Raw genomic sequence first — 14,671 nt, forward strand, 5'->3', positions numbered from 1 at the left:
ACTCCTGAACGGGGACGGATGTCAGGGCCACGATCCTGGCCGAACAACCCGGGGAAAGTCACTGATTCGGGTACGACAGCTTACGCCGCTACGGGGAAGCCGTGACATGGATATAACGTTCATCGCCGTCCGGCCTTGACCGCCGCTCGCCCCCGCCGGGCGCGTTTCGCACCGACATGGTTTCGTCTCCTGCCTTCTCTATGTCGAACTGCGGCAATATCGGGATCTGAGGAGCAACCACCATGAGCATAGCGAGCGACGCGCGTTTCTGGGATCGGGCCGCGCGGAAATACGCCAAGAGCCCGATCGCGGACCAGGCCGGCTATGAGCGCACGCTGGACCGGACCCGCTCGCTGTTGAGGCCGCGCGACAGCGTGCTGGAACTGGGCTGCGGAACGGGAACGACAGCACTCCGGCTCGCGGGCGCGGTGCAGGACTATCTTGCGACGGATATCTCCGCCGCAATGATCGCGATCGCCGACGGGAAGCATGCCGCCGCCCCGGTCCCGGCCCTTGCCTTCCGTTCCACCACCGCGGAAGCGCTCGCATCCGACGCCGTGCGGTTCAACGAGGTTCTCGGCTTCAACTATCTCCACATGGTCCGCGACCTGCCCGGCACTTTGCGCGGCATCCATACGCTGCTCGCGCCCGAGGGCCTGTTCATTTCGAAAACCCCGTGCGTCGGAGACATGAACCCGCTCATCCGGCTTGCCCTGCCGGCCATGCGCGCTATCGGAAAGGCGCCCCATGTGGGGGTATTTCGCGCGGAGGAGCTGAGCCGGCACATAAGCGCCGCGGGCTTCGACATTCTCGCCACCGAGAACCACGCGACAAAGGGCAATGACCATCGCCCCTACATCGTGGCCCGCAGGAAATGACGAGCGGCAGCGCCCGCCACTAGCCGCTCCGGAACTGCTTGACCGCATAGTCCGCAGCCCGCGCCGTCAACGCCATGAAGGTGAGGGACGGGTTCACGCAGGAAACGGATGCCATCTGCGCGCCGTCGGTGACGAACAGGTTCGCGGCATCATGCGCCTGGCTCCATTTGTTCAGAACGGAGGACCGGGGGTCCGTGCCCATGCGCGCGCCGCCCATTTCGTGGATGGCGTCGCCGGGCACATGCTCGTCCTCATGGCTCCTGACATTGGCCAGGCCCACGGCCCTGAGCATCGCTTCGCCCTGCGCGCGCGCATCGGACATCATCCGCAGCTCGTTCTCGCGGAAGCGCACGTCGAAGCGCATCAGGGGCACCCCGAAGCGATCGACCTTGTCGGGATGCAGCGACACGCGGTTGTCCTCATAGGGAAGGCATTCGCCGAACGCGCCCATGCCGAACTTCCAGCCGCCATATTTGCGCATCCCATGCTTCATCGACGCGCCGAACCCGACCGGCGGCGCCGGGTCGCGCCGGGCGCTGCCCTGATAGCCATAGCCGCGCTTGAAGCCCGCCCCCTCGTCGCCATCGAGATTGCGGAAGCGGGGAATGTAGACGCCGCCCGGCCGGCGGCCATATTCGATGAACTCCTCCATCCCCGGAATGTCGCCGTCGATCGACACCCGGAAGATATGGTCCATCACATATTTGCCGAGCGTCCCGCTGGTATCGAAATGGCTGCGCCCGCTGCCGGCCGGCCGTGAATTCAGCAGGATCTGGTTCGAAGCCATCGCCGACGCGCAGAGGAACACCAGCCCCGCATTGACCACTTCCGCCTGCCCGGTCTTCGCATCGATGAACCGGACCCCCGTCACACGCTTCTTCGCGGCGTCATATTCGAGGTTGGTCACCACCGCATCCGCGCGCAGGGTCAGCCGCCCGGTCGCGCGCGCGGCTGGCAGCGTCACCGCCTGGGTCGAGAAATAGGCGCCGAACGAGCAGCCATTACCGCACTGGTTGCGGAACTGGCACTTCGTCCGGTTCTGGTCCGGCTTGTCCTCTGTCATGTTGGACAGGCGGGTATGGATGAGCTTGCGGCCGGGAAACTGCGTCTCGAGCCGCTGCTTGAGCCATTTCTCGGCGATGTTCATCGGCATCGGCGGCTGGAATTCGCTGTCCGGCAGATAGGGCAGGTTCTCGCGCGAGCCCGACACGCCGATATATTTCTCGACATAGCTGTACCAGGGCGCGAGGTCGTCATAGCGGATCGGCCAGTCGCCATCGATCCCTTCGCGCTTGTTCGCCTCGAAATCCGCGGGGCTCCAGCGGAAGCTCCAGCGCCCCCAGATCAGCGATTTGCCGCCCACCGCGCCGGGCCGGATCCAGTAGAATTTGCTGCTTTCGTCAAAGGCATAGGGATTCAGCCGATCGTCGTTGTAGAAGGCTCGATTGCTCGGCGAAACATAGCCGTGCTTCGCGATGAAATAATCGCTCTCGAGCAAGGCCGCGGGCATCATGTTGCGCGCCGGAATCTCATAGGCGGGCTTTCCGTCATAGGCATAGCCTTCGCCATGCTCGACCATCACGCCGCGATCGAGCATGAGAACGCGCAGCCCCTTCTCGGTGAGTTCCTTGGCGGCGAACCCGCCGCTCACGCCCGATCCGATGACGATCGCATCGAACCTGTCGGTCGAAGCCATGATCTTCCCCTCCCCGTCCGGTCAGAAACGCAGCGCGTGCAGCGTCTGGTAGCTTGTCGTGATGTCGGGAACATAGGGCGCGGGCGCCCGGTCGTTCTCGACATAGAAGTGCCGGACGCCGGCACTCCCCTTCCGCTTGAAGAGCCCGGCGAAATCGATGGTGCCCTGCCCCACCGCGGCCATGCTGCGATCCGCGCGCATGTCCTTGACGTGATAGGCGTAGATCCGCTGCGACAGCCGATCGATCAGCGACGCCAGATCCTCGCCGGCATGCGCCGCCCAATAGAGATCGAGCTCGACCTTCACGAGCGCGGCATCGGTCTCCTTGAGGAAGCGATCGTACAGGCTGGTGCCGCCCGGCCGGTTCGTGAACTCGAAATCATGATTGTGATAGGCGAAGCCGAGCCCCGCCTTTTTCAGCTCCGCGGCGAAGCGATTGAAGTTCGGCAGCACCGCCTGCCAGCCCTGCTCGGTGCGGTGCTCGTCGGTCATATAGGGCAGCACGATCGTGTCGGCGCCGAGCGCCTTCGCCATCGTCACCGATTTTTCGAACTGCCCGAGCAGCGCGTCATAGCCGATATGGAGCGACGGGGCCTTCAGGCCGAGCCGGTCCATCGTCCCGCGCAACAGCGCGTGATCCATGGCGTCATAGCCGCCACCGCCGAATTCCACTTCGCGATAGCCGATCCGCGCGACTTGCTCGAGCGTGCCGACCGGATCCTTCGCGAAGATGTCGCGGACCGTGTAGAGTTGGAGCCCGATCGCCTTTGGCTGCGCGGCGGATGCCGGCGCGATCACGGCGTCGGCCAGGGAAAGCGCGGCGACACTGCCGGCGCCCGCGAGCAGGTTTCTGCGGCTGATGATCATGCGGAGTACACCTTGTTGACCTGGGAATAGGGGAAGGCGCCGTCATATTCGCCCGGCACCGGCAGATATTCGCGTTCCTGGGTGATGCCGATCTCGGACGTGTAGTAGCCGGCGATGACGAGCTGCCGGAACGCTTCGAAAAAGGCCTTGCCGGACGGCAGCTGGCCGTTCATCGCCAGGGTCAGGAGCGCATCCTGCTGCTCCGCGGTCGCCTGCGTGCCCGCGACCTTGTAGTCCTGCAAGCTCCGCGCCTCGATCGCGTCGAGCCCGGCCAGGATCGGAACCCGGTCCGCCGGCTTCGCCCAGTCGGCGAGCAACTTCTCGATAAAGGCGGGCACGCCTGCCGCGATCGCCCCCGGCGTGTCGGTCGTGGGAAGGACGCGCTCGCTGAGCGCGGTCATCAGTGCGCGCTGGGGCGGCGTGAACACCGCCACGCTCGGCGGTCCCTCGCTGATCACGGGCACGTTCGACGCCTTGCCCGCACGGGCGGCGCGGGCGAGCGGCGCGAATGCCGCCGCGCCGAACATGCCGACGACCCCGGCAAGCGCGGTCCGGCGATCGATCACTTCGCTTCTCCCGGAAGGTCCTGCGCGATCGCGGCCTCGGGCAACGGGCGCACCCAGATGTTGCGGAACGAGACCGGCGAACCATGGTCCTGCAGTTGCAGCGGCGCCGCATCGCCATGCGCCTGATAGCTGGCGACCTTGCGCCAGACCGTGGTGCCAAGCAGCGCCTGATGGTTCTGCACCAGCACGCCGTTCAGCAAGACCGTGACATAGGCCGGACGCAGCAGCTTGCCGTCCGCCGCGAAGCGCGGACGCTCGAACAGGATGTCGTAGCTTTGCCACTCGCCGGGCTTGCGTGCGGCATTCACGAGCGGCGGCTTCCAGCCATAGACGGCCCCCACCGTCCCGTCCGCATAGGTGGGGTTCCGATAGCCGTCGAGGATCTGGACCTCGTAACGCTGCATGAACCAGACGCCGCTGTTGCCCCGGTCCTGCGACGTGCCCGACGGCGGATTGGGCGCGCGGAACTCGAGATGGAGCTGGACGTCGCCAAAGCCCTGGCGCGAGACGAGATTGCTCTCCCTGGCGCCCTGCGCCCGCGCCGGAACCGTCATCACGCCATTCTCGACATGCCAGGGCGCGGCTTCGGCCTGCCATGCGTCGGGAGCCAGCACGATCGCGTCGGAAGGCGCCCCGCCCGGAATCGCGGCCGGCGTGCTCACCGCCGGCGCCGGCCGGTCGGCGTCATGGACCCGCCATTTGCCGTCCGGCAGCATCGGCGTGTCCCTGAAGCCAGGCTTCTCTTGGGCAAAGGCCAGCACGCCCGTCATCGCGACCAGCCCTGCCGCAAGGCATCCCGCCAAGCGCATACGCGTCATACGTTCCCTCCTTGTCGATCGATCTCGCGATAGGCGGCGATCAGGCGCTCCTCGCCCGCCCGGCCAGCCAGCGAATTGCCATGTTCCATGCCGATCACGCCGGCGTAGCGCCGGGCGCGGAGCCACCGGACGATCGCGGCGAAATTGACTTCGCCGGTCCCAGGCTCGTTGCGGCCCGGATTGTCGCCGAACTGGAGATAGCCGATCTCGCTCCAGCACATCTCCAGCGCGGGGATCAGGTTCCCGGACTGGATCTGCTCGTGATAGAGGTCGGCCAAAATCTTCACGGCGGGGCTGTTCACCCCCCGCGCGACGGCGAAGCCCTGCGCGATCGTCTGCATGTAGACGCCCGGATGGTTGGTGCGTGTGTTCAGCGGCTCCATCACCATCGCCACCCCGTGCGGCGCCACGATATCGCCGGCCCGGCGCATCACGTCGATGATCCGCGCGGTCTGGATATCGACCGGCACCTTCGGATCCAGGAAGCCGGTGACTATGGTCATGCGCGTGGCGTCGAGGCGCCTGGCGACATCGATCGAGGTGCGGATATCGGCAAGGAAAGCCTCGCGCTCGGCATCGTCATTGCCGCCCAGCAGCGGCCGCGACTGCGCCCATCGGGGCATGCTGGCGACGAACACGCCCATCTTCATGCCGCGCTGCGCCAGCGCCCGCGCCATCCGCTCCTGCTCGGCCACCGGCCGGCTACGCGCTTCATTGTCCTCCCAGGCAGTGAAGCCCTGGTCGGCGGCAAAGGCGATCTGCTCGAGCAGCCCGCCCCGGCTCGCGAAGCTGCCCTCGTGCGGCGCATAGCCCAGCGAGAAGCGCGCCGCGTTCGAGCGCGGGGGCCGCGATCCCGCCAGCGCCGGCGCCAACGACGACGCGGCGGCGCCCATGGCAAGCAGCGTGCGACGCGACAGCGTCATGCCGGCACCGCGATCATTGCGCGCTCCCTGCCTTGAGATACGCGATGATCGCCGCGCGCTTCACCGGGTCGGGCATGCCGATGGGCATCCGCGATCCGGGGATCTTCTTGCCCGGCGCCGCCAGATACTCGTCGAGCGTCTTCTCGTCCCAGCGCAGCTTCGATGCCTTCATCGCCGGCGAATAGTCGAAGCCCGGCGTGACGCCCGCCGTCCGCCCGACCACACCGTGGAGATTGGGACCGACGCCGTTCCTGCCGCCCTTCTCCACCGTATGGCAGGCGCGGCAGGCATTGAACGCCGGCGGCGGCGCGCCCGGCGCGGTTTGCGCAATGCCGGGCACGCCGGCGACGATCAGCGCCGCCATCGCGACGCCGCCTGTTCCCAGGCACATGAGAAGCTTCATTCTTTCACTCCCGGATCAATCCTCGTCCATTTCCGGTCCGATGCCGCATTGGCGATTGCCGCCTCGACGAACCGCATCGTTCGCAGCCCGTCGGCAACACCGGGAAACCAGCGATCCCCGCCGCCGCGGATCGCCGCGGCAAAGGCGCGATACAGGTTGGCGAAAGCCTCGACATAGCCTTCGGGATGGCCGGACGGGGTGCGCAGCAGGTGCATCGTGCGCGCATCCAGCCCCGGCCCGCCGGCACGCAGGACCTCGGCCGGGCGATCGAGCCAGCGCAAGATCAACGTATTGGGCTCCATCTGCGCCCATTCGATGCCGCCGCGCTCGCCATGGATGCGCAGCCTGAGCCCGTTCTCCTCGCCCGCCGCCACCTGGCTTGCCTTGAGCAGGCCACGCGCCCCGCCCGCGAAACGCAGCAACGCGCCGACATCGTCGTCGAGCCGGCGGCCCGGCACATGGGTGGCGAGATCGGCGGATACCGCCTCCACCCGCAATCCGGAGACATGCTCGGCAAGCTGGAAGGCGTGCGTACCGATATCGCCAAGGCATCCGCCGGGCCCGGCACGTGCCGGATCCGTCCGCCATTCGGCCTGCTTGTTGCCCTCGCCGTCGATCGGCAGGCTGAGCCAGCCTTGCAGATACTCGACCTGGACGAGCCGGATCGCGCCCAGATCGCCCCGCGCGATCCTGACGCGCGCCTCCTCGACGAGCGGATAGCCGCTATAGGTGAAGGCGAGCGCGAAGCGGCACCCGCTCCTCCCGGCGGCTTCGGCGATGGCCTGGGCCTCCGCGACGCTCATCGCCATCGGCTTCTCGCAGAAGACATGGAAACCGGCATCGAGCGCGGCGATCGCCATCGGCGCGTGGAGATGGTTGGGCGTCACGATCGCCAGCGCATCCATGCGCTCGCCGGCGGGCAGCGCGTGCTCCTGCGCGATCATCGCCTCGATCGATGCGTAGACGCGCCGCGGGTCGAGCCCCAGCGCCTCGCCGGTCCGCGCACTGCGGCCCTCGTCCGTGCTGAAGGCTCCGGCGACCAGCCGCCAATCGCCGTCGAGCGCCGCGGCCATGCGGTGGACCGCGCCGATAAAGGCGCCTTCCCCGCCACCCACCATGCCAAGTCGAAGCGCGTGCCGAGCCATGAAACGCCTATTCCCAACCGACGAGTTCGAGTTCAGTTCTGCCGCGGTGAAAGCCCCAGCAGCGCGCGGATCGCGTCCCGATCGACACCGCTCGCCGCGAAATCGTCGAACGGGCGCTCGGTCACGCGGATGATGTGATCGCGAATGAAGGGGGCGCCTTCGCGCGCGCCGTCCTCGGACCGCTTGAGCGCGCATTCCCATTCGAGCACGGCCCAGCCCGCATAGCCATATTGCGCCAGCCTGCTGAAGATGCCGACGAAATCGACCTGCCCATCGCCCAGCGAGCGGAAGCGGCCGGCGCGATTCACCCAGCTCTCATAGCCGCCATAGACACCCGTCCGCCCGGTCGGGTTGAACTCGGCATCCTTCACATGGAAGCATGCGATGCGGTCATGATAGCGGTCGATGAAGTCGAGATAGTCGAGCTGCTGCAGAACATAGTGCGACGGATCGAACAGGATGCGCGCACGGGGATGGTTGCCGACCGCCTCGAGGAATCGCTCCCAGGTCGCGCCGTCATGGATATCCTCGCCCGGATGGATCTCGAAGGCGCAGTCGACCCCCGCCTCCTCGAACACATCGAGGATCGGCGTCCAGCGCCGGGCAAGCTCGGCAAAGGCTTCCTCGATCAGCCCCGCCGGCCGCTGCGGCCAGGGATAGACATAGGGCCAGGCCAGCGCCCCCGAAAAGGTCGCATGCGCGCTCAGCCCGAGATTGGCGCTTGCCCTGGCGGCGAGCTTGACCTGCTCGACCGCCCAGGCCTGGCGCTCCGCCGGCCTGCCCCGCAGCTCGGTCGGCGCGAACCCGTCGAACAGCGGGTCATAGGCCGGGTGGACCGCGACGAGTTGCCCCTGCAGGTGCGTGGAGAGCTCGGTCGGCTCCACCCCGAACCCGGCGAGCTCGCCGCGCAGGTCGTCGCAATAGGCCTTGCTCTCGGCGGCCAGGCGCAGGTCGATCAGCCGCGGATCGCAGGGGATCTGGATGCCGGCATAGCCGAGATCCCCCGCCCATTTCGCCAGCCCGTCCAGCGTATCGAACGGCGCCGCATCGCCCAGGAACTGGGCGAGGAAGATCGCCGGCCCCTTCATCCCGCTCATGCCGCGCCCTTCTCCCGGCTGTCATCGTGGAAGAAGAGCTGGAACAGCACGGCGATGACGGCAGCCGCGATCGCCGGATACCACCACATATGCTGCCAGTCGGCGATGGTCTGCACCGCCGGCAACTGCGCATAGAGCAGCCCGCCGATCTGCGAGCCGAGCAGCATGCCGACGCCATAGGTGAACAGCGTCAGCATGCCCTGCGCCTGGGCATTGACGCCCTTGGGCGAGGCGATGGTGCCGGTATAGATCGCGCCGGCAACGAAGAAGAAGTCGTAGCACACGCCGTGCAGCGCCACGCCGAGATAGATGACCCAGAGCGAGCCGCCCCCGTCGCCGATCGCGAACAACGCGTAACGCAGGGCCCAGGCCGCCATGCCGACCAGCAGCAGCGGCTTCACGCCGAACCGGCGATAGAGCCAGGGCATGGAGAACATGAACACCAGCTCGGACATCTGCCCGATGGCCATGGTGCCGCCGACATTCTCGATGCCCGCCGCCCCAAGATAGGCCGAGGCATAGGCATAGTACATTGCCAGCGGGACCGAGATCAGCGTCGCCGCGAGGATGAAGATCAGATAGGAGCGTTGCCGCATCAGGCCGAACGCCTCGACGCACAGCACCTGACGCACCAGCCCCTCGTCGCGCGGCGCGTCGGGCTCGACGTTGGGCAGGGTCAGGCTGTAGAGGCCGAGCGCGATCGAGACGATCGCGGCAACGCGGAATATCTCGGGACTGGCCGACAGGCCCATCCAGCCGATGATCAGGCCCGCGACGATCCAGCCCAGCGTGCCGAACGCGCGGACGAAGGGAAACCGGTCCGCGCGCTCGCCGAAGCTCTTCAACGCGATCGTGTTCGCGAGGCCGACCGTCGGCATGTAGAGGATCATGTAGCCGAGCAGCAGCCAGACGAAGGTGCCGCCGGTTTCCGGCGTCACGAGCAACGGCATCGCCAACAGGATCGCGCCGCCGACCAGGTGCAGAGCCACCATCAGCGCCTTGGGACTGAGATAGCGTGTCGCGGCCATGCCGAGCAGGAAGGATCCGGCGATCGACGCGATCGGACCTACCGAAAAGGCATTGGCGATGAGGCTGCCGATCCCGACGGTCTGCATCACCAGGCCAAGCGTCACATTCCACGCCCCCCAGACGAAGAACTGCATGAACATGAGCGCGCTCAGGCGCCCCATCAGCATGCCCGATGCCGGACGCCGTGACGCATCCGGCGCATCCTTGCCCAAGCTGGCCATGCGCCCCTCTCCCTCGCCGCAGTCTTTCTGCTTGCCCGCGCCGAGGCTACGCAGGTCAAAAGTCTGTGTAAAGGATTACATGGCGCCGGCGATGGGATATTCCCTGCGCGATCCATGGTTCGTGCGTCAGGGTGCCCTTCGGGGGTGCGCGTCGAACTCCGGGATTGGCCTGTGTCCGGAGCCTAGACGAGACAGAGGATCAACGCGACGGCCGCCATGGGTAGGCGCGGGGCCAATGCGGTTTCCGGCCATCGCGAGAAGACAAGGACGAAGGCGATGCCGCTTGCCGACAACAGCGCGAGCCATGCGACGATGCCCTGACCGGCGCCGAACCGATGCGTGGCGGCGAGGAAGGACAGGAATAGCAGGATGCCACCCGCGGCACGCAGCCGCCCCCTGTCTCGAGATGATCTTGCCGCGCCCGCGCCGCGCACCTTGCTCCGCGCGAGATTGGCGAAGCCGGCATAGCCGAACAGGGCGATTTCAAGCGACATCGGCAAGTTCCTCGACCACGGGGCTTCCGCTCGGCCGCCGCCGGCGCGGACGTTCTTCGACGCGTGGCGCGGCTATGCGGCGCGCGGCGAAGCCGAGCAGCACCGCCAGCAGGACCATGGTTGCGTCGAACGCGAGCGAGAGGCTGTCCCTCGACCGCGATGGCGAGAAGAGCCCCGGACCGGCGAGCAGGTCGGCGATCGGAATCGCTGCGAAAAGCGCCGCGCCGATCGCCAGCGTCTCGATCCAGGCCCGGCCCACCGGACGAAGAAGCGACAGCCCGGCGAGCCCGAACCAGGTCCAGAACATCGCGGAGACCTCCAGATCGGCGCGGCCGTCCAGCATCGGCGGAAGCAATCTGTTGGCGAGCAGGAAAGCGGCCATTCCGGCGGGCAGGCAGGCGACGGCACCGATGTTGAGCCGCTCGACGAGCGCAAGGCCGAAGAACCGCCGCGCCCCCGGCTTTCGACGCTTCGCGGTCCACAGGACCAGTCCGGTCGCCACCATCGCGCTCCCGGTGAGGCCAAGCAGGAAGCAGACATAGCGCAGCAGCGGCCCCGCGAACCATGCCATGTGCAGCCCGAGCATCACGCCGGCAGTCTGGACGGCGGGTCCGGGGGCCGGCGATGCGGACAGCCGCTTGCCGGACGAACCGGCAAAGGTGATCGAGGCGCCGCGCGCATTCAGCCGGTCGTCGCTCGAACGGATGACGGTGACCGTCGATTCCGCATCGTCCGGGTTGCCGATGATCAGCCGCGAGGCGCGGGCGCCGCCCCATTCCGCGGAAGCGCGTTCGGTGAACCGGGTAATGTCCATGAGCCGCCCGGGCCGACCCGATGCGCGTTGGTCGGACGTGTCGCCATAAAGGTCGGCCGAGAAGGCCGCAGGCTTCTCGTAATTGGCCATGATCGGCCAGGGCATGTACATGACGACGAGAGTGATGAGGCCGGTATAGGTGATCATCGCGTGATAGGGCAGCGCCAGCACGGCGGAGACGTTGTGGGCGTCGAGCCAGCTCCGTTGCCCCTTGCCCCAGCGCAGCGTGAAGAAGTCGGCGAAGATCCGCTTGTGCGTGATCACCCCCGACACGATCGCGCCGAGCATGAACATCGCGCATATCCCGGCGAGCCAGCGGCCCCAGGGGTGCGGCAATTGCAGCTGGAAGTGAAAGCGATAAAAGAACTCGCCGCCGCGCGTCGCCCGCGCCTCGACCGGCACGCCCGTGGCGGGATCGAGGCGCGTTTCCGGCCGACGCGGCGGGCGCGGCGCCTTCGGATCGGGATTGGCGCGGGCACGCGTGAAGATTCGCGTAGCGGGCGTGCGCTCGCCCGGCAGGTAGATCGTCCATTGCTCGTCATGCGGCGCGTTCTTCCGCAGCCAGGCGATGGCGGTCTGCGCGGCTTCCGCGTCGGTTGCGCGGCGCGGCTGAAACTCCGGCTGCATCCACTGCGTGATCTCCGGGCGGAAATAGCTCGCCGTGCCGGTGAGGAACATCGCGAACAGGATCCAGCCGGCCACCAGGCCGAGCCAGCCATGGATCCACGCCATCGACTGGCGCACGCCATTGCCCTTCACGGCCGGACGCCGAGCAGCAGCGCCGCCCCGATCGCGGCGATCGCCAGGCTCCAGATCGCGCCGGCAACCCGCGCGAGCCGCGGTTCATGGAAAGCCCATAGTCCGATCGCGGCGTAGAGCGGAAACGCGACTATCATCGCCCACGCCGTGGCTTCGACCCGCGCGATCGGCAGGAGCCTTGCCGCCAGCGTCGCCAGGCCCGCCGCCGCGGCATAGCCGCCGACCAGGGCCGTCAGGCAACGCCAGGCCATCGACCATCGCCGTTGCCCGGCCCTATGGGCGCCCGCCATTCCGATCCCCCTTTTCCCGTCTTGCGTCAGCCGCGGAACGCCCCTAGCAGCAATTGCGAATCGTTAGCAATAATAAAGGGGGTTCCGTGACCACTGCTTTCCGTCGCCCGCATTTCCGGGACTTCATCGCGCATTCGGCATTGATCCCGGCGCTCGCGCTGCTCCCCGCGCTGGCGCATGCCAAGGACGAACCGGAAGAGGACAAGGCACAGGATTCCGCGATCGTGGTGACGGGCCTGCGCGGGAAGCAGGCGGGCTCCGGCACGAAGACCGACACGCCGTTGATGGAGACGCCGCAGACCATCACGGTGCTCGACAATGACGAACTTGCCCGCCGCAATGCGCTGTCGATCAACCAGGCGCTCGGCTATGTCGCCGGCGTCGCCGCCAACCAGCGCGGCGGCACCGTCACCCGCTACGACCAGCTCATCCTGCGCGGCTTCGCTCCCGGGGTTTACCTCGACGGCATGCGGCTGCTCGCCGGCCCCTATTCGATGCCACAGATCGACTTCAATCGCGTCGACCATATCGACGTCGTGAAGGGCCCTGCATCGGTGCTGTACGGCAACTCGACGCCGGGCGGGCTGGTCAACCTGACGAGCAAGCTGCCCGAGCCCGTCGCCGCCGGCCGCTTCGAGCTGCAGCTCGGCAACTACGACACGATCCGCGCGGTGGCGGATATCAACCAGCCCCTCGATGCCGACGGCAAGTGGCGTGCGCGCATCGTCGGCGGCTGGCAGAAGGGAGACGGGTTCACCCGGGGAACCTTCTCCGAACGCTATCACGTCAGCCCGATGCTGACCTTCGCGCCCGACGATGCGACCAGCCTGACGCTGGTCGCTTCCTATCAGCGCTCGCCCAGCGGCGGCGGCTATTCCGGCGTCCCGGCCTATGGCTCGGTGCTGGCCAACCCCAACGGCCGGTTGCCGCGCGATATCAATACCGGCGATCCCGGCTATGAGCGTTACGATCACCGGGCCAAGTCGATCGAAGCGCTGTTCCGCCACGATTTCAACGCGCATCTCTCCTTCCGGTCGAGCGCGCGCTTCCAGAACAACTGGCTGAGCTATCGCCAGATCTACGTGGCGGGCTTCGCGACCACCGGAACCGGCGCGAACCGCAACACCGACTATGCCACCATCATCCGCGGCGGCGGCGGCGCGGACGAGAATTTCGACACGCTGACGCTCGACAACAGCCTCAACGCGAAGTTCGAGACCGGCCCGCTCAGGCACAATGTGCTGGCCGGCATCGACTATCAGCATATCGCGGGCGAGAATCTCCAGCAGTTCAACACCGGCGTGTCGAGCAATCCGCTCACCAGCATCCCCAATCTCAGCCTGTATCGCCCGGTCTATGGCGGCACGCTGCCCAGTTTCGACCTTACCAGGCTCTCGAGCGCCTATACCAACAGCTACAGCAAGCGCGACCAGGTCGGCGTGTATCTGCAGGACCAGATCGCGATCGGACGGCTCCAGCTCATCGCGAGCGGGCGGTACGACTGGTACGACCAGACCACGCTCAACAAGCGCAACAATGCGATGACTCCCTTCGGCCAGACCGCGTTCACCGGCCGGCTCGGTGCGCTGTACGAGCTGCCGCTCGGCGTCTCGCCCTATGTCAGCTATTCGGAATCGTTCGAGCCGCAGACGGGCACCACCTGGGACGGCGTTCCGTTCGACCCGGTCACCGGGCGCCAATATGAGGTAGGCGTCAAATATCAGCCGCGCGGCACCAATGCGCTCTTCACGGTCTCGGCCTATGACCTGCGCCGCCAGAAGGTGCCGGTGGGAGATCCGCGCGCGGGCACCGGGGGAATCCCCACGACCGCGCAGATCCAGATCGGCGAAGTGCGGGTGCGCGGTATCGAGTTCGAGGGCCGCGGCGAAGTGGCGCCGGGCTTCGACCTGGTGGTCGCCGCTGCCTATACCGATGCGATCCTCACCCAGGGCGCCCCCGCGGTGGCCCCGACCGCGACCAGCAGCGGCACGCCGACCACCACCGGAACCCGCCAGCTCGGCACGCCCGAATGGACCGCCTCGACCTTCCTGTCCTATGATTTCGGCAAGGGCGCACGCAGCACCGGTCCTCTGGGCGGATTGAGCGCGGGGATCGGCGTTCGATATGTCGGCGGCTCGGACGGCACCACGACCTACAAGGTGATCAACGGCGTGACGACGTTCCAGCGCTTCACGACCGGAAGCTTCACTTTGGTCGATGCCGTGCTGGGCTATGATCTGGCCAGGGCACTGCCGGCGCTCAAGGGCTTCTCGCTCGCGCTCAACGCGTCGAACCTGTTCGACAAAAACTATGTGACCGCCTGCCCCTTCAGCAACAGCTGCTATTTCGGCGCGGGGCGGACCGTGGTCGGCTCGTTGCGTTTCCGCTGGTGAGCCGCGTGCAGTGAGCTGATCGCGGGCGGGCCGCGACCAGCTTCCGCCACACCCGGCTTTGGCCGTCATCGCCATCGCGATGTTGCTGCTTGCCGTTTCGGTCGCGGCATTGGCCGCCCGCGCGGCCGAAGCGCAGACCGATGGGGTTCGCCGCGCGCTGTTCCGGCAACGAGCCGCCGCTTGACAGAGGCCGGCCGCCGCGCCCATTTTGAGGCCATGGGGAATGCGATCTCCCCATGAGGCGTCAGCCAAAGCATCGCGTCCTGGTTTTCGATGAA

At 67.1% G+C, this 14,671-nt stretch carries 15 protein-coding genes; 3 read left to right on the top strand and 12 right to left on the bottom strand.

What is annotated here, in order from left to right:
* Window positions 1-242: 242 nt before the first annotated feature.
* The gene (locus CAP40_RS19470; protein ID WP_086131229.1) at window positions 243-878 is read left to right on the top strand and encodes a bifunctional 2-polyprenyl-6-hydroxyphenol methylase/3-demethylubiquinol 3-O-methyltransferase UbiG; all 636 of its coding nucleotides are present in this window, start codon (window positions 243-245) and stop codon (window positions 876-878) included.
* 19 nt (window positions 879-897) lie between these two features.
* Here CAP40_RS19470 and CAP40_RS19475 read toward each other — a convergent pair whose 3' ends face one another.
* From CAP40_RS19475 to CAP40_RS19530, 12 genes are all read right to left on the bottom strand, one after another.
* Window positions 898-2,574, bottom strand: a complete 1,677-nt coding sequence (locus CAP40_RS19475) for a GMC oxidoreductase (RefSeq protein WP_086131230.1) — start codon at window positions 2,572-2,574, stop codon at window positions 898-900.
* Between the two features lie 21 nt (window positions 2,575-2,595).
* Window positions 2,596-3,441 carry a sugar phosphate isomerase/epimerase gene (locus CAP40_RS19480; protein ID WP_086131231.1) on the bottom strand — a complete coding sequence of 282 codons (846 nt, stop codon included), beginning with the start codon at window positions 3,439-3,441 and terminating at the stop codon, window positions 2,596-2,598.
* Window positions 3,438-4,007 carry a gluconate 2-dehydrogenase subunit 3 family protein gene (locus CAP40_RS19485; RefSeq protein ID WP_086131232.1) on the bottom strand — a complete coding sequence of 190 codons (570 nt, stop codon included), beginning with the start codon at window positions 4,005-4,007 and terminating at the stop codon, window positions 3,438-3,440. The genes CAP40_RS19480 and CAP40_RS19485 overlap by 4 nt, the downstream gene beginning before the upstream one ends.
* Complete coding sequence (locus CAP40_RS19490; RefSeq protein WP_256924393.1) at window positions 4,004-4,825, bottom strand: DUF1080 domain-containing protein; 822 nt, start codon at window positions 4,823-4,825, stop codon at window positions 4,004-4,006. The genes CAP40_RS19485 and CAP40_RS19490 overlap by 4 nt, the downstream gene beginning before the upstream one ends.
* On the bottom strand, window positions 4,822-5,748 hold the full coding sequence (locus tag CAP40_RS19495) for a hydroxypyruvate isomerase family protein (RefSeq protein ID WP_086131234.1): 927 nt from the start codon (window positions 5,746-5,748) through the stop codon (window positions 4,822-4,824). Before CAP40_RS19495 ends, CAP40_RS19490 begins: the two co-directional genes overlap by 4 nt.
* Window positions 5,749-5,761: 13 nt before the next feature.
* Window positions 5,762-6,151 carry a cytochrome c family protein gene (locus CAP40_RS19500; protein WP_179188381.1) on the bottom strand — a complete coding sequence of 130 codons (390 nt, stop codon included), beginning with the start codon at window positions 6,149-6,151 and terminating at the stop codon, window positions 5,762-5,764.
* Entirely contained in the window at window positions 6,148-7,296 is a 1,149-nt protein-coding gene (locus tag CAP40_RS19505) for a Gfo/Idh/MocA family protein (protein WP_086131235.1), read from the bottom strand. The genes CAP40_RS19500 and CAP40_RS19505 overlap by 4 nt, the downstream gene beginning before the upstream one ends.
* Before the next feature lie 32 nt (window positions 7,297-7,328).
* On the bottom strand, window positions 7,329-8,393 hold the full coding sequence (locus tag CAP40_RS19510) for a sugar phosphate isomerase/epimerase (RefSeq protein WP_086131236.1): 1,065 nt from the start codon (window positions 8,391-8,393) through the stop codon (window positions 7,329-7,331).
* A complete protein-coding gene (locus CAP40_RS19515) occupies window positions 8,390-9,643 on the bottom strand; it encodes an MFS transporter (RefSeq protein WP_256924394.1) in 1,254 nt (417 codons plus the stop codon). The genes CAP40_RS19510 and CAP40_RS19515 overlap by 4 nt, the downstream gene beginning before the upstream one ends.
* 182 nt (window positions 9,644-9,825) lie before the next feature.
* Entirely contained in the window at window positions 9,826-10,137 is a 312-nt protein-coding gene (locus CAP40_RS19520) for a DUF3325 family protein (protein ID WP_086131237.1), read from the bottom strand.
* Window positions 10,127-11,710, bottom strand: a complete 1,584-nt coding sequence (locus CAP40_RS19525; protein WP_086131238.1) for a PepSY domain-containing protein — start codon at window positions 11,708-11,710, stop codon at window positions 10,127-10,129. The genes CAP40_RS19520 and CAP40_RS19525 overlap by 11 nt, the downstream gene beginning before the upstream one ends.
* Window positions 11,707-11,961, bottom strand: a complete 255-nt coding sequence (locus CAP40_RS19530; RefSeq protein WP_086131239.1) for a hypothetical protein — start codon at window positions 11,959-11,961, stop codon at window positions 11,707-11,709. The genes CAP40_RS19525 and CAP40_RS19530 overlap by 4 nt, the downstream gene beginning before the upstream one ends.
* Window positions 11,962-12,086: 125 nt before the next feature.
* Here CAP40_RS19530 and CAP40_RS19535 point away from each other — a divergent pair, with 125 nt between their 5' ends.
* Entirely contained in the window at window positions 12,087-14,393 is a 2,307-nt protein-coding gene (locus tag CAP40_RS19535) for a TonB-dependent siderophore receptor (protein ID WP_086131240.1), read from the top strand.
* A 58-nt stretch (window positions 14,394-14,451) separates the two neighbouring features.
* Window positions 14,452-14,577 carry a hypothetical protein gene (locus tag CAP40_RS20850; protein WP_256924395.1) on the top strand — a complete coding sequence of 42 codons (126 nt, stop codon included), beginning with the start codon at window positions 14,452-14,454 and terminating at the stop codon, window positions 14,575-14,577.
* Window positions 14,578-14,671: the final 94 nt, after the last annotated feature.

It is taken from the genome of Sphingomonas sp. IBVSS2, from assembly GCF_002127225.1.
Lineage (GTDB): Bacteria > Pseudomonadota > Alphaproteobacteria > Sphingomonadales > Sphingomonadaceae > Sphingomonas.

Excerpts from the sequence above, each read along its gene's own strand:
- CAP40_RS19470 (WP_086131229.1), top strand. The coding sequence starts at position 243 with ATGAGCATAGCGAGCGACGCGCGTTTCTGGGATCGGGCCGCGCGGAAA.
- CAP40_RS19475 (WP_086131230.1), bottom strand. The coding sequence starts at position 2,574 with ATGGCTTCGACCGACAGGTTCGATGCGATCGTCATCGGATCGGGCGTG.
- CAP40_RS19480 (WP_086131231.1), bottom strand. The coding sequence starts at position 3,441 with ATGATCATCAGCCGCAGAAACCTGCTCGCGGGCGCCGGCAGTGTCGCC.
- CAP40_RS19490 (WP_256924393.1), bottom strand. The coding sequence starts at position 4,825 with ATGACGCGTATGCGCTTGGCGGGATGCCTTGCGGCAGGGCTGGTCGCG.
- CAP40_RS19495 (WP_086131234.1), bottom strand. The coding sequence starts at position 5,748 with ATGACGCTGTCGCGTCGCACGCTGCTTGCCATGGGCGCCGCCGCGTCG.
- CAP40_RS19500 (WP_179188381.1), bottom strand. The coding sequence starts at position 6,151 with ATGAAGCTTCTCATGTGCCTGGGAACAGGCGGCGTCGCGATGGCGGCG.
- CAP40_RS19505 (WP_086131235.1), bottom strand. The coding sequence starts at position 7,296 with ATGGCTCGGCACGCGCTTCGACTTGGCATGGTGGGTGGCGGGGAAGGC.
- CAP40_RS19510 (WP_086131236.1), bottom strand. The coding sequence starts at position 8,393 with ATGAGCGGGATGAAGGGGCCGGCGATCTTCCTCGCCCAGTTCCTGGGC.
- CAP40_RS19515 (WP_256924394.1), bottom strand. The coding sequence starts at position 9,643 with ATGGCCAGCTTGGGCAAGGATGCGCCGGATGCGTCACGGCGTCCGGCA.
- CAP40_RS19520 (WP_086131237.1), bottom strand. The coding sequence starts at position 10,137 with ATGTCGCTTGAAATCGCCCTGTTCGGCTATGCCGGCTTCGCCAATCTC.
- CAP40_RS19530 (WP_086131239.1), bottom strand. The coding sequence starts at position 11,961 with ATGGCCTGGCGTTGCCTGACGGCCCTGGTCGGCGGCTATGCCGCGGCG.